The sequence below is a fragment of the Pantoea sp. Cy-639 genome, from assembly GCF_011752525.1.
GTDB lineage: Bacteria > Pseudomonadota > Gammaproteobacteria > Pseudomonadales > Pseudomonadaceae > Aquipseudomonas.
Genome location: NZ_VWXI01000001.1, coordinates 406,548 through 420,417, shown reverse-complemented (window position 1 = coordinate 420,417; position 13,870 = coordinate 406,548). Strand labels below are relative to the sequence as shown.

Annotated in this window: 9 protein-coding genes and 1 tRNA gene; 6 read left to right on the top strand and 4 right to left on the bottom strand. The window is 60.4% G+C overall.

The features are described 5' to 3' along the window. Window positions 1-2 precede the first annotated feature (2 nt). Genes F3J43_RS01960 through F3J43_RS01950 form a run of 3 tightly spaced genes read right to left on the bottom strand, consistent with a single transcriptional unit; the run spans window position 3 to window position 4,078 of the window. Window positions 3-1,166: a PilZ domain-containing protein gene (locus tag F3J43_RS01960; RefSeq protein WP_166883130.1), complete on the bottom strand. Its 1,164-nt coding sequence runs from the start codon at window positions 1,164-1,166 to the stop codon at window positions 3-5. A gap of 16 nt (window positions 1,167-1,182) precedes the next feature. Next, window positions 1,183-2,715 (bottom strand): glycosyltransferase, encoded by a 1,533-nt coding sequence (locus F3J43_RS01955; protein ID WP_205297572.1) that lies wholly within the window; start codon window positions 2,713-2,715, stop codon window positions 1,183-1,185. Between the two features lie 55 nt (window positions 2,716-2,770). Next, window positions 2,771-4,078: a nucleotide sugar dehydrogenase gene (locus F3J43_RS01950; protein ID WP_166883129.1), complete on the bottom strand. Its 1,308-nt coding sequence runs from the start codon at window positions 4,076-4,078 to the stop codon at window positions 2,771-2,773. A gap of 730 nt (window positions 4,079-4,808) precedes the next feature. Here F3J43_RS01950 and F3J43_RS01945 point away from each other — a divergent pair. From F3J43_RS01945 to F3J43_RS01920, 6 genes are all read left to right on the top strand, one after another. Then, complete coding sequence (locus tag F3J43_RS01945) at window positions 4,809-5,198, top strand: helix-turn-helix domain-containing protein (protein ID WP_166883128.1); 390 nt, start codon at window positions 4,809-4,811, stop codon at window positions 5,196-5,198. Between the two features lie 62 nt (window positions 5,199-5,260). Then, window positions 5,261-5,899 carry a response regulator transcription factor GacA gene (gacA, locus tag F3J43_RS01940; protein ID WP_023631421.1) on the top strand — a complete coding sequence of 213 codons (639 nt, stop codon included), beginning with the start codon at window positions 5,261-5,263 and terminating at the stop codon, window positions 5,897-5,899. 9 nt (window positions 5,900-5,908) lie between these two features. Further along, on the top strand, window positions 5,909-7,732 hold the full coding sequence (uvrC, locus tag F3J43_RS01935; RefSeq protein WP_166883127.1) for an excinuclease ABC subunit UvrC: 1,824 nt from the start codon (window positions 5,909-5,911) through the stop codon (window positions 7,730-7,732). A gap of 33 nt (window positions 7,733-7,765) precedes the next feature. Continuing rightward, complete coding sequence (pgsA, locus tag F3J43_RS01930; protein ID WP_166883126.1) at window positions 7,766-8,326, top strand: CDP-diacylglycerol--glycerol-3-phosphate 3-phosphatidyltransferase; 561 nt, start codon at window positions 7,766-7,768, stop codon at window positions 8,324-8,326. Window positions 8,327-8,390: 64 nt separating this feature from the next. Then, window positions 8,391-8,466, top strand: a tRNA-Gly gene (locus F3J43_RS01925). Window positions 8,467-8,588: 122 nt separating this feature from the next. Continuing rightward, a complete protein-coding gene (locus F3J43_RS01920; RefSeq protein ID WP_166883125.1) occupies window positions 8,589-8,807 on the top strand; it encodes a hypothetical protein in 219 nt (72 codons plus the stop codon). A gap of 458 nt (window positions 8,808-9,265) precedes the next feature. Here F3J43_RS01920 and F3J43_RS01915 read toward each other — a convergent pair whose 3' ends face one another. Continuing rightward, window positions 9,266-13,858: an RHS repeat-associated core domain-containing protein gene (locus tag F3J43_RS01915; protein WP_166883124.1), complete on the bottom strand. Its 4,593-nt coding sequence runs from the start codon at window positions 13,856-13,858 to the stop codon at window positions 9,266-9,268. Between the last annotated feature and the right edge of the window lie 12 nt (window positions 13,859-13,870).

The following is a 13,870-nucleotide window of genomic DNA, read 5'->3' as shown; positions in this document are numbered from 1 at the left end:
CCTCAGTTGCCGCTGCCGAACGGCAGGCCCAGGTACAGGTCGACCGCCACCGCCTTCTGGTAGGCCGCCGCCGGCAGCGGGCGATCGGGCTGGATGGTCAGTGCCAGGTTGCGGTTGACCTCGTCGGAGCGGGCATCGACCACCGTGCCGGCAAAATGCTGGTCGAGGCCGAACACCTGCATGTCCACCGAGCGCACGCGGCTGACATCGGCGAGCTTGTCGAACGGCACATTGGCACGCACGAACAGCCCCTGGTCCTTGGGCAGCAGGTGCATCAGCGGGGCCGCCTTGTAGCCGAAACCGTCGAGCGGCGGCGTGGGGTAGTACACCCGGCAGTCGCAGGGGCTGTTGATCACCGTCTCGATCGTCGCACGGCCGAGCAGTGCCTGCAGGTCACCGGGGGCGAGGTCGGCCAGGGCCTTCATGTCCGCGGGGCTGGTGAAGCTGGTGGCCAGTTGGGTGGAGATGCTCGCCAGCGGCTGGCCGGCCTGTACGTCGGTGGCGCCGGCAGGCAACAGGAACTTGAGGTAGCCGTTGTCGGGCATGCTGATGACCTGGGCGTTGCCTGCCACCGTGGCTTGCACGGCCGGGACGCGGAAGAACAGCAGGTAGCCCTTGTAGCCGACGAAGCCCAGGGCGGCGAGGCCCGCGGCGGTGTACAGCGCGGTGCCGGCCAGCGCCTTGAGGCGCTCGCCAGGGGTGCGCGCATGGGCCTGCTTGTGCTTGCGCTCCTTGATGTAGTTCTCGCGCTGCATCACGTTGAACAGGCCGTTGATGTCGGCGACCTCGCCGGACAGGTAGGCGCTGATCAGATAGCGCAGGATGTCGCGCTTCTGCGTGTCGAGCTCGACGAACTGGGCGCCGACCTCGGGACCGCGCTGGGAGACGATGCGCACCTTGCCGTCGATCGACAGGTCGACCTGGTTCAGGCGCAACTGGATCGAGGCGTCGTACAGCGCGCCGAGGGTCAGCGGCGCGTCGTGGCGCAGGCCGATGCCGCCCAGCGAAATGTCCGCCAGCTCCGCCTCGAACGCTTCGCGTCCGTGGCCGGACAGTCGCACCCGTGCATGCATCCGGGTGCGCACGTGCTGGCGCTCGTCGATCGCTTCATGGACGATGTTGGCCGGCGTCTTGCCCGTGGCCGCGGGGGTGTGCGAAGTACTCATGTGCAGGCGCCTTTCCTTAACGTTGCGAGAGTTCCAGAAGAACGGTGATGACCCCGAAGAAGATCGCGATGGACGAGCCCAGCATCGCCTTCGAGGACCAGCGGTTGAGACGGGCGTCGAAGTCGACGCTGCCGTTGGCCAGGGTGGTCTGCTGCCGGGTCCAGCGCTGCTGGTCCAGGTGGAACAGGGCATAAACCTTCATCAGCGAGCCGACGATCTGGTTGTAATAGAGAACGAATGGGTACATCGGGCTGACCGGGTGGCCGGCGAAGACGAACAGCACCGTCACCAGGCTGCGCGAGAGCAGCACCCAGAACAGGTACACCAGCAGGTACTGGATGCCGAACACCAGTCCGGCCACCACCGAGGCGGTCAGGCCCATCAGGCAGGTCCACATCGACACCCGCTGGTCGAGCAGCACGTACAAGGTGAACAGGCCCAGGCGGGCGCGGCCGAGCAGGGCGGTGGCGCGCAGGTTCTGGCGCAGCGAGTTGCCGTACCAGCGGAACATCAGCTGGCGGGTGGCGACCCAGAAGCTGTCGCTGGGCGGGTGCTCGACGGTCAGGGTATGGCTGTCGGGCACGTAGAAAGTGTCCCAGCCGGCGCGCATCAGGCTCAGCCAGCTGGACTTATCGTCGCCGGTGAGGAACTGGAACCGACCCAGGCGCCAGTGCTCGAGGAAGTCGGCCTCGACGTCGCGAATGAAACCGGGGTCGGTCATCACCCCGGCGCGGAAGAACGACAGCCGCCCGGTGAGGGTCAGCACCCGATGTGACAGGGCCATCGAGCACATGTTGATGTGTCGCTGGACGAAGCGCATCGAATGCCACTGGCGCATCCAGCGGCTGCCTTCGACCTCGCAGAATTCGTTGGTGGTCAGTCCGCCGACATTCGGCAGCAGGGCGAACAGCTTGACCGCCCGCTCGACGCAGCCAGGCAGCATCATGGTGTCGCCATCGACCACGCCGACCACGGCGTCATCCAATGGCATCTGCCGAGACAGCGCCCGGAAGGCGTGGGCCAGGCCATCGCGTTTGCCGGTGCCGCGGGCACGGACGATCACCAGGTCGATGTCGTCGCGTTCGCGCACTTCGTTGCGCATGATGTCCTTGATGAACTGCTCGTCGCCTTTCTCGACGATCGAGGCGATCACCGTGCATGGCACCTGCAGCCGCTGCACTTCCTGGAACACCGACTGGTACACCTTGAACGTGGTGTGGGTAGGGATGCGGAAGCTGGTCACCACCATGAACAGGTGCGAGGGCAGCGCCGCGTCGCCGAGGCGTTCGACCTGGCGGCGCAGGCGCGGGAACCGCCAGTGCAGGAACCACATGCCGCGCAGGTAGTGGACGATGGCGTTGCCGTAGCGCCACATGCCCAGCGTGCCGATGAGGAAGATGAACAGGTGATGGCCGGGGTCCAGGTACTGCGGGCCGACCAGTTGCGCGACCAGCGCGATCAGCGCGGCGAGCAGCGCCCAGGCGCAAGAGGTGGCGGCCAGGCGCAGGTGGCCCGGGGCCACGAAGGGCCGCTGTTGCTGTCGATCCATGTCACTGAAACTCCTGTGTCCGGTAGCCGCCCGGGCGGCTACCTGCGTCGGGGGCCTACCAGCAGATACCCTGGTGGCGGGCGTCGCTGCCGGCGGCCATGAAACCGACCAGGTCGATCACCTGTCGGTCGCCCTCGGCGTCCAGGGCCTGGATGAAGCGCTCGTCGTTGTTGCCCAGCACGATCACCTCGGCCTCGTCGATCACCTGTGCCAGGTCGCTGCGCAGCAGCGCGGCGACATGAGGGATCTGTTGCTCGATGTAGGCGCGGTTGGCGCCGAAGCGCCGTGCGTGATCGACGTTGGCGTCGAAGATGCGCAACGTGTAGCCCTTGCCGATCAACTGTTCGGCAAGGGCCAGCAACGGGCTTTCGCGCAGGTCGTCACTGCCGGCCTTGAAGGCCAGGCCGAGCAGGGCAATGCGCCGTTTGCCCGACTGGGTCACCAGTTCGAAGGCGCGACGTACCTGGTGGCGGTTGCTGGGCATCAGCGATGCCAGCAGCGGGTGCTCGACGTCCAGCTGGCCGGCGCGGTAGGTGAGGGCGCGCACATCCTTGGGCAGGCATGAGCCGCCGAAGGCGAAGCCTGGGCGCAGGTAGTAGCGCGACAGGTTGAGCTTGTGGTCCTGGCAGACCACATCCATGACCTCGCGGCCGTCGACCCCCGAAGCCTTGGCGATGTTGCCGATTTCGTTGGCGAAGCTGACCTTGGTGGCGTGCCAGACGTTGCAGGTGTACTTGATCAGTTCGGCAACCTCGATCGGTTTGCGGATCAGCGGGGCGTCGAGGCCTTGGTACAGCGAGGCGAGCAGGTCGCCGGAGGCCGCGTCCAGCTCACCGATCACGGTCATGGCCGGGAAGTCGTAGTCCTGGATCGCCGTGCTCTCGCGCAGGAACTCCGGGTTGACCGCCACGCCGAAGTCGCGTCCGGCCTGCTTGCCCGAGGTACTTTCGAGCAGCGGGATGACCACGTTCTTCACCGTGCCCGGCAGCACGGTGCTGCGCACTACCACGGTGTGGCGTGCGGCCTTGTCGCGCAGGGCGGCGCCGATCTCGCGGCATACCGTTTCCATGTAGGTCAGGTCGAGGTCACCGTTGCGCTTGCTGGGCGTACCCACGCAGATCAGCGACAGGTCGGTGGCCAGGATCGCTGCCTGGACATCGGTGGTGCCGCGCAGACGCCCCTGGCGCACGCCGTCGAGCAGCAACGCCTCCAGGCCGGGCTCGACGATCGGTGAACGGCCCTGGTTGATCATGTCGATCCTGGCCTGGTCCACGTCCACGCCCTGCACGTGATGGCCACGGGCCGACAGGCAACCGGCGCAGACGGCTCCTACATAGCCGAGTCCGAAGATACTGATGTTCATAGATCCCTCTCCCCAGGCACGGCACAGGCCGGCCGAGATACACCGTTCATGAAGTTTTGAAATAGCAGACGCGCAGGCGCAGGCCGCACTTTTACTTAGTGTGGGCGCTGCTTTTCGATAGTCTTTTTACATCCTAAGAAGTTTTTTATTAGTTCGGCAAGCGTTCAAGTGATGCTTTTTAAAAAAATACTTCAATCGCGTTGTTGAAGTTTAAAAATCCTTATAAATCAAAAAGATAAAGTTTGTACAAGGTTGGGCGTCAAAAAATTGTATTGTCGCTTTGTGTCGATAAAATGGCGTCAATTCGATGGTTTTCTGGTGTTTTGAGTGGCTTTTTGATAGTGCTTTCTCGGGTTTTTATTGCACTTTTTAATTTGCAAAGTTGCTGTTTTCGGCGGGGTGATTTGTGCCTGGCACGTCTGCGGCGAGGACTTCGTGGTTCTTCCGTTCGCGGCCACCTATCGTCAGCCTGGGGGCTGTATTCCAGGCCAGTCTTGAGCGCCCCCCTGTCGCCGAAAGCGTCATGCGCGAAAAAAATGAAGCGCCCAAAAACTCGTATAGGCCCCTAAATACAAGGCTTGACGAGTTGTCCCGCAAGTCAATCGGAAAGTGTGGCTCAATGATGGCTTGCAAGGATTGGATCCAATTGGCATAGTGCCGAGCGAATGCGCAAACATTCACTCGGGTGCTGGATGCACCTGTCTTCCATCCATGCAAAGGAGGCAACCAGATGAGCGGATTCGGTCCACGGTTACGAGAGGAACGCGAACGCCTGGGTCTGACCCAGCGTGTATTCGGTGATATCGGGGGGGTGGAACCCAACGCCCAAGGCAAGTACGAGAGCGGCGAGCGTACGCCGCGCATGGACTATCTGGCGGCCGTCGCCGCTCGAGGTGTCGACGCGCTGTATGTACTGAGCGGGGTACACACCCCCGCACCACTGGACAGCCTGACCTCCAATGAAGACCGTCTGCTCGGCGTGTTTCGGCGTTTGCCCCCGGCCGATCAGGCTGCCGTCTGGCACCTGCTCAACCGCCTGGCCGGCGATGTGGGGGACTCCGAGGGCATGCGCATCCGACGCCTCGACCGTCCGGCATATTTCCATGACGCTTTGCGCTAGGTTCGTTGTGAAAAATTTTGTTAAGGTGGCGGGATCCAATCGCCCACTGACGAGGTGTCTGCTTGATTAGGGTCCTGGTGGTCGACGATCACGATCTGGTGCGTACCGGCATCACACGCATGCTGGCCGACATCGATGGCCTGCAGGTGGTGGGAGAGGCGGACTCGGGTGAGTCCGCCCTCAAGCTTGCCCGCGAGCTGAAGCCGGACGTGGTCCTGATGGACGTGAAGATGCCAGGGATTGGTGGTCTGGAAGCCACGCGCAAGCTGTTGCGCAGTCATCCGGACACGAAGGTGGTCGCCGTTACCGTGTGCGAGGAAGATCCATTTCCCACTCGGTTGCTGCAGGCGGGGGCCGCCGGTTACCTGACCAAGGGCGCCGGGCTCGACGAGATGGTCCAGGCCATTCGTCTGGCCTTCGCCGGTCAGCGCTACATCAGTCCGCAGATTGCCCAGCAACTGGCGCTCAAGTCGTTCCAGCCCCAGGGCTCGCCGTTCGATGCGCTGTCGGAGCGGGAAATCCAGATCGCCCTCATGATCGTCGGCTGCCAGAAGGTGCAGATCATCTCCGACAAGTTGTGTCTGTCCCCCAAGACCGTCAATACTTACCGTTATCGAATCTTCGAAAAACTCTCGGTCACCAGCGACGTCGAGTTGACATTGCTGGCGGTCCGACACGGTATGGTCGACGCAAGTCTGTAAATACACCTCATGTCTCAACCTTTTGACGCAAGCGCGTTCCTGGCGACCTGCAGCGGTCGCCCGGGCGTGTACCGGATGTTCGATGCCGACGCCCGGCTGCTCTACGTGGGCAAGGCCAAGAACCTCAAGAAACGCCTGGCCAGCTATTTCCGCAAGTCTGGCCTGGCGCCGAAGACGGCTGCCCTGGTCGGGCGTATCGCCCAGGTCGAAACCACTATCACCGCCAACGAGACCGAGGCGCTGCTGCTTGAGCAGACGCTGATCAAGGAATGGCGGCCGCCTTACAACATCCTGTTGCGCGACGATAAGTCCTATCCCTATGTGTTCCTGTCCGACGGAGAGTTTCCCCGCCTGGGTATCCACCGTGGCGCCAAGAAAGCCAAGGGGCGCTACTTCGGTCCATATCCCAGCGCCGGTGCCATTCGAGAGAGCTTGAGCCTGTTGCAGAAAGCCTTCTCGGTGCGTCAGTGCGAGGACAGCTACTACGCCAACCGCACCCGGCCGTGCCTGCAGTACCAGATCAAGCGCTGCAAGGGACCGTGCGTGGGGCTGGTGGAGGCGGCGGAGTATGCCGAGGATGTGCGTCACTCGGTGATGTTCCTCGAAGGACGCAGCCAGCAACTGGGCAACGAGCTCAACGCCGAGATGGAAAAGGCCGCCATGGCCCTGAATTTCGAGAAGGCCGCCGAGCTGCGTGACCAGATCGCCCTGTTGCGCCGCGTCCAGGACCAGCAGTACATGGAAGGTGGCTCCGGCGACGTCGATGTGGTGGCTGCCTTCGTCAACCCTGGCGGCGCCTGCGTGCACCTGATCAGCGTGCGCGGCGGGCGGGTGCTGGGCAGCAAGAACTTCTTCCCGCAGGTGGGTATCGAGGAGGACGTGTCCGAAGTCATGGCCGCGTTCCTGTCCCAGTACTACCTGGGCAACGCCGAGCGCGAGTTGCCGGGGGAACTGATCGTCAACGTGGTCCACGATGACTTCGCGACCATCGCCGAGGCCGTGCAAACCCTGCGCGGTCGCGAGTTGACCTTCAGTCACCGGGTGCGCGGTACCCGCGCGCGCTGGCAGCAATTGGCGGTGACCAACGCCGAGCAGGCGCTCAATGCCCGCCTGGCTAATCGCCAGCACATGGCGGCCCGGTTCGAGGCGCTGGCCCAGGTACTTGGCCTGGATGAGGTGCCGCAGCGCCTGGAGTGCTACGACATCAGCCATTCCAGCGGCGAGGCCACGGTGGCCAGTTGCGTGGTGTTCGGCCCCGAGGGCCCGCTCAAGTCCGACTACCGCCGCTTCAACATCGAAGGCGTCACTGCCGGCGACGACTATGCCGCCATGCACCAGGCCTTGATGCGCCGTTATGGCCGCATCAAGGAGGGCGAGGGCAAGCTGCCCGATGTGCTGCTGGTGGACGGCGGCAAGGGCCAGTTGAACATGGCCCGCGACGTGATGCAGGAACTAGGCCTGAGCGAACTCACCCTGCTCGGCGTGGCCAAGGGGGTGACCCGCAAGGCTGGTTTCGAGACCCTTTATCTGAACGATGTCGCTCATGAGTTCACCCTCAAGGGCGATTCGCCTGCGTTGCACCTGATCCAGCAGATCCGAGACGAGGCCCACCGTTTTGCCATTACTGGCCACCGCGCGCGTCGCGGCAAGGCTCGGCGCACCTCGAGCCTGGAGGATGTGGCCGGGGTAGGGCCCAAGCGCCGGCGCGACCTGCTGAAACATTTCGGCGGCCTGCAGGAGCTCAACCGCGCCAGTATCGACGAGATCGCCAAGGCGCCGGGAATCAGTAAAAAGCTTGCCGAGTCGATTTATGCCAGCCTGCATAGCGAGTAGAATCCCAGGCTCAACTCGCAGCCAGTCGTACCGATGAATATTCCAAACCTGCTCACCGTTCTACGCGTCCTGCTCATTCCGATCTTCATCCTGCTGTTCTACGTGCCGTATCACTGGAGCTACGCCGCTGCCAGCACGGTGTTCGCCATCGCCGCCGCCACCGATTGGCTGGATGGCTACCTGGCTCGCCGGTTGCAGCAGAGCACGCCGTTCGGCGCCTTTCTCGACCCGGTGGCCGACAAGCTGATGGTGGCCGTGGCCCTGGTGTTGCTGGTGCAGGTGCATGCCAACTTCTGGCTGACGCTGCCGGCGGCGGTGATCATCGGTCGCGAGATCGTGGTCTCGGCATTGCGCGAGTGGATGGCCGAGCTGGGTGCCCGTGCCCATGTGGCGGTGTCCAACCTGGGCAAGTGGAAGACTGCGGCGCAGATGCTGGCGTTGGTCATCCTGCTGGCCAACCCGCCGGTGCTGAGCTTCTGGGTCGTGCTGGGCTATGGTCTGCTGCTGGTTGCCGCTGGCCTGACCCTGGTGTCGATGGTGCACTACCTGCTGGCCGCCTGGCCGCACTTGCGCGAAGGCTCGGAGCAGAAGTAAAAGTTTTTTTGAATCAAGGGGTTGACGTCATTCTGGAAATCGCTAGAATGGCACCCATCACGACGCGGGAATAGCTCAGTTGGTAGAGCACGACCTTGCCAAGGTCGGGGTCGCGAGTTCGAGTCTCGTTTCCCGCTCCAAATTAGCCTTAACGAAGTATTTCGGTAAGGCAAGAAATAAGGCCCTTCGGGGCCTTTTTTCGTTTCTGGCAAATCCACTTCGATCCATGGGCATCCGGACTTTTTAGTTCAGGAATTAGTTCATGGAACCGTACCTGGACTGTGGCGGTTTGTTGCTGGAGATGAGCGTCGAGCGTTACGAGGAGAACACCTTTCAGGCGATGTATGCGTATGGTGTGAACCATGGAGGCGTGCTCAAGAAGGGCCGGCAAATGCACTTTGGAGCAGATCGAGCGCATTTTCGTCAACGATGTGCTTCCAGCCTTGGGCAAGTACTCAATCTGCGCCATCAAGCGGCATGATCTGCTGGACCTCTACCGTACTGCAGTAGATCCGGCCGGTACTCACAACACGTGTAGATTGACGAAGCCAGCCGCCGCAGTTTCGAACCGGAAGGCAAGGCCACTCTGACCTGCAACCTGTCGGTGCTGGCGTCGTACACCTAAACCGACGACGGAGTGCCCAAGACTGGTTATGTGACTTTCACGTACAGCGATATAAATAACGATCTGCCCCACACCCCGCGCTAACAATCCAGAACCTGGGACGCAGCGTGGTGGCGATGTTGACGGACAACAGGTGATGCGTAAGCCGTTCTTGGGCGGGCGCCCAAAAACGGCTGTTTATAAAAAGATTCTGCGAGCAAGCGCTTATTCCGCAGCGAGAACGGCCAGACTTCGCCGTTCACGCTGTGCTGAAGATAGAATAAATGTTATGAAGTCTCGTAACCTCGCTTGCTTTTAGCATGATCAAGCGACGCTTAAGTAAAGTCCTCATATTCTGCCGGAGAGGGCGAGCGGTAAGGGTCCTCATAAATTCCCTTGTTGCTATGATAGCGCTTCAGAATAGCGCTATTTGACATATGATTATATTTATATTTTACGGAGCCGTTTTCATATGTAAAGGTTGCAGACTTGAAATTTTCATAGCGCACCAATGTGCCTTTTCCTGTCCCAGGCTCTAGCAGTATCCGACCGTTCGCATCTCTGACCCACTGAACCTTAATTGGTTTCAGCGAACGATTGATCGCTTCTTTTCCTAGCATCGCTTCCATTTGTGAATAAGTATGAGGCGCATACACCCCGACATGCTCGTTCATGGCAGGAAGGAACTCAGAGGCACTCTCGATGGTTAACCCCATTGTCATCCTGCCGTGATAACCCTTGGTTGTTGTTTTGGTCAGTCGCGCCCACTCTTCTGCAAAGGAAACACCGTTCTCCGCAGCATCCGCAGAATGACACATGTGCAACTTGAAATATTTAAATCTGGTAAGGTCAACGCCTTGAGCTTCGAGAGTGGCTTTAAGTTGTCGTGGTGTCACCCATTGATCGTCGACATAGGTTAGCCCTGGCTGGCCGTGAGATTCTATGATCAACCGTGGAAGGCCTTTGTGGATATCTGTATAGAATCGACTGTATCTGCCTAGAGTTTGATAGCTGTCTATGTCTCCCATGTCCCATGTGTAAATCCTATTACCTCCACGCGTGATTTGCGCAGCAACCGGTTTCGGAGTTTTAGAGAGCGTACCCTTCAATTTATTAATAACGTTCCGAACCAGCCGTAATCGCGCGATTCCCTTCGCAAGGGACGGCAGCGTCGTAACCGCCCCGACAATCCCCGACGCGGATGAAGCCCACCCAAGTTTTTCTGCCAGTTCCGGGTTGTCCTGTTCCACGGCCATCCTCGCAATATCCAGTGTTGCCGAAGCCAGCGTAGTGGCCACCACTACTCCCGCAAGCAACGCTGGCAAGCTGGCAGCCATCCCCGGAAGGCTAGCCAATAGCATCACGATGTGTCCCGCCCCTTCCAGGCGTGAGGACAATCGTGGATTGCTCTGGCGCTGGGCCATGCCTGCGGCAGTGATGACCCCACCCACCGTGATCGCGGTACAGAGCGCCATACCGATCCCGGCCATCACCGGTCCCGCAGACCCAAACGTGGCGATGGTCGCGGCAATAGCGACTACCACAAAGACCCCCAATAGAAGCCATTGCCACCAGGGAGCGGCCTCATGCACCGGTGGCTGGGTTTCCGTGATTGTCCTATCAAGCCGCGCCAGACTTTCAGATTGATCACGTCGGCTGAGCATGATGTGCCCGCTGGGATCATGCCAGTTCACAGGGTCCGCACCCGGGCCATAGGCATGACCATTGATCCCGGCAGGGCCGAACGGGGTCCAGCTGTCACGCTGATAGAACGCTCGGTGACGCGGATCATAGATACGATAACCATTGCCCAGATGAGAGTACCCGGTCGATGGGTCCAGCCGTTGCCCGTCACGACCCAGGCCACTCTGCATCGCTTGTATGCTGGCCAATGGCGCTTCTCCCCAAGGCGTGAACGCCAGCGATCGGCGCTGCCAGCCCCCATCGGCATCCACCCAATACTCGTCGCCACCTGCCTGTTGCGGATCGCCAAGAATGAACAGCTGTGTCTCTGCCGCTCCCTGGCGGTTTTCGCTCACCAGGCCAGCGTGCTCATCCAAGGCCAGGGTGCGGATAACATTCCCCTCTTTGTCGAGCCAGGTTTCACCACAGAGCACATCACCCGCGTAAGCAAGAACACGACGTTGCTTGTCCGCGGCTATCCATTGGCTGACTAAGCAGTCGTTCTCGTCGTACTCGTAATAGGTTGAAGGCGTGGCCTGATCCTTTCCGGTGACCGAGCGCAGCCTGCCGGTGTCCGAATACGCAAGGGTTTGCTCGCGTTCGTTGAACGTCAGTTGACCATGGGAATCGTAGGTGTAACTCAATGATCGAACCGTGCCCGCCTGACCTCCGTGTGGCGTCAGCTGGGTACTTTGCCGAGTGCGACGAGTGGGATGATCTTTGTCATAGGCATAGGTCACTAGCTCCAAATCACCATTCTTGCGGGTGGTACTGCATTCCGTAAGGTTGCCCAGTACATCGTACTTATAGCGCTGTTCCTTGATTGGCTGCCCCTCAATGTCCTTGATCTCATTACCGGGGGTAGCCTCGACTGTCCATTTTTGCAGTTCATCACGCGTACCGCTCACACTGGTGTAGTAAACAAATGTCTCGGTACGAGCCGGCGTGGATTGGCCATCGCGGAACAGGGCTTTGCTCAGCAATTGGCCAATTGATGACCATGTCTGCACATACCGTGCTTTGGTCTGATCATCGAGCCTATACTGCCTTTCAACTTCATTACCCAACTTGTCGTACGTGTAGGACACCGCCATGTTTCTGCCTGTTTTCAGGTCACGTACACTCATCCGCTCGCATTGGCCCAAAGCTGTGTATTCATACCAATACTCAAGCGAGCCGCGGACAACGCGATTACATTGCCCCTGCGGACCACTCCAAGCTCGACTGGTCACGCCATTGGCATGTTTCGCTCGCTGAAGCTGGCCGCGCAAAGAAACCAACGCTTCCTGCCGCTGCCGCTGGGCATGCACAGTGCGGTCGAAGTGCCAGCCTCCCAGCAGCAGCGGGGTCAAGGCCTCACTGGTGACTTTGCTCTGCTGGGCCCCCTGCGCCGGGCGTTCGGATTTGAGAGACTGTGACAGCCTGTTATATTCAAACGATGCCAGCAGCGTACCCGCACTATCGTCCTTGCCCTCTACATACCACTCCACTCTGTTGTCAGTTTCTTTGCTGTAGAGTTTCTTGCCGTCTGGCCCGGTGATTCTTCCGTCTTGCTTACTGTAAGCCAACCCATTTTTTCCGTCGACGACCAGGCCCGTCACGCTGTCCCCCTGGTTCCCGCCGCCCCGCAATGTCTGGGTGCCGAGCACCTGGCTTTCCTTGCCCTTGGCCCTGATACTGACGCTTGTCGGTACTGAGCTCATTCCCTGGTAACTCCAGGTGACTACCGACTCGTCGGGCTGGGTTCGCGAAAGCGGGCGGTTCAAGTCATCCCAGGTCGTGGTCCACTCCCGAGACTTGACCGTTTCATCCTCCATCGGTATATGCTGCGTGAGCGTAACATTGCGCCCACGGGCATCAATGATCTCCACGGTTCTCAGCGCCTTGGCCTCATTGCTGCTGTCATGCCCGCTCCACACAGCAGACGACAACGTCACGGACCCTGCCGCATGGTTCACCTGCTGCTGCTGAAGGCTGTGCTGGACACCGCCATGCAAGAGCCCTAGCACCGACTGGTGGGTGAGTGTCTGCTCATTCTTCGCGTTCTTCTCAACGACAGGGTCGGCATACACCTGCCAGAAATGCTGGCGCGGTTGCGAGGGTGCCTGGAGCTCCCTGTCATTGTGGGTGCAAAGGCCGCCTGGCAGGAAATCGTAAGCCTTGATCTTTACAGGAGCCTCGCCCCGCTCCCAAGTGCTTTCCTCCAGCAGAACGAACTCGCTGGTGTCACTCGCCTCACGTTGCATTTCGCGTCTGATTGCGCGTTGCATGCCATCGTACAGGGTGCGCTGCCGGCGGCTATTCAAGCTTAGGGTCGTCAGCCAGGTGCCTGAACCCGTTTCTGAGCGGGTAATGAGGTGTTCCTCGATATGCCTGAGCCGGTTGACATTTCCTGAATCGAACGCACCTTGATCGTACGGATACGTCACACTGTGTGTTCCTCGGCCCCGTGTATCGTAGTTATGGCAGGAGAAACGCACAGGCTTACCCTCACCATCCTGGTGTGACTCGCGCAGCAGCCGACCACTGAACGACGACTGGATCTGCTGGCTGAGAACGGCGTCGCCGCCTGCGATCAAGGTTGCCGTGGTGATGACCTTCCAGGTATTAGGCTGTATTCCAGGATAAGTGGTTTCCGTGACTTTCTGAGTGCTGCAAGCGGTGTTGTCCTTGTACCAGGTCGTCGCTGTCCGGGTGATGCTTCGCAATGCTCCGCTGACCGTATTGGCTTGACTCTGGATCAGCGTAACTTTGATGCCACTCCAGGATTGGGCAAGCGACACCGCCCAATCCTTCGCCTGAGGCTCGATACTTTCAACCGTGACACCCTCCAGCACCAGCACTGTGTCAGGTATCAACCGGCCCTGTGCGTCCTTGGTTGCGTGGGCATAGCCACAGAGCGTAAGGGTCGCCGCCGAAGTGGATGTGCCATCGAACGCCAGGTACTCCAGGCGGGCCATCAACGGCGGTTGGCGTGGGTCGATGATCTTCGGGCACCCCAGCGCAGCTGCGGCCGCCAGCGGTGTTCCATCAGCAAGTTTAAGGCCGCTGATCAGCGAACTGATCACGGGCAACTGATTGTCGCGATTGCTAGCCGAACTATCCGCTTCGGTGTAGTAACGCATGCAAGTCGTCTGCCCATCGCTGGTAACGGTCGAGGTCGGTAGAGCGCGTTCGTCATAAACAGCCGAGGTGCTTTCGACCTGCGAGGCATTCGATGACTGTGCTTTGGCATTGTCGGTCATGGCGCGTTCTCT

Coding starts and splice junctions, on each gene's coding strand:
- F3J43_RS01920 (WP_166883125.1), top strand. CDS start 8,589: ATGGAACCGTACCTGGACTGTGGCGGTTTGTTGCTGGAGATGAGCGTC.
- uvrC (WP_166883127.1), top strand. CDS start 5,909: ATGTCTCAACCTTTTGACGCAAGCGCGTTCCTGGCGACCTGCAGCGGT.
- F3J43_RS01915 (WP_166883124.1), bottom strand. CDS start 13,858: ATGACCGACAATGCCAAAGCACAGTCATCGAATGCCTCGCAGGTCGAA.
- F3J43_RS01955 (WP_205297572.1), bottom strand. CDS start 2,715: ATGGATCGACAGCAACAGCGGCCCTTCGTGGCCCCGGGCCACCTGCGC.
- F3J43_RS01945 (WP_166883128.1), top strand. CDS start 4,809: ATGAGCGGATTCGGTCCACGGTTACGAGAGGAACGCGAACGCCTGGGT.
- pgsA (WP_166883126.1), top strand. CDS start 7,766: ATGAATATTCCAAACCTGCTCACCGTTCTACGCGTCCTGCTCATTCCG.
- F3J43_RS01960 (WP_166883130.1), bottom strand. CDS start 1,166: ATGAGTACTTCGCACACCCCCGCGGCCACGGGCAAGACGCCGGCCAAC.
- F3J43_RS01950 (WP_166883129.1), bottom strand. CDS start 4,078: ATGAACATCAGTATCTTCGGACTCGGCTATGTAGGAGCCGTCTGCGCC.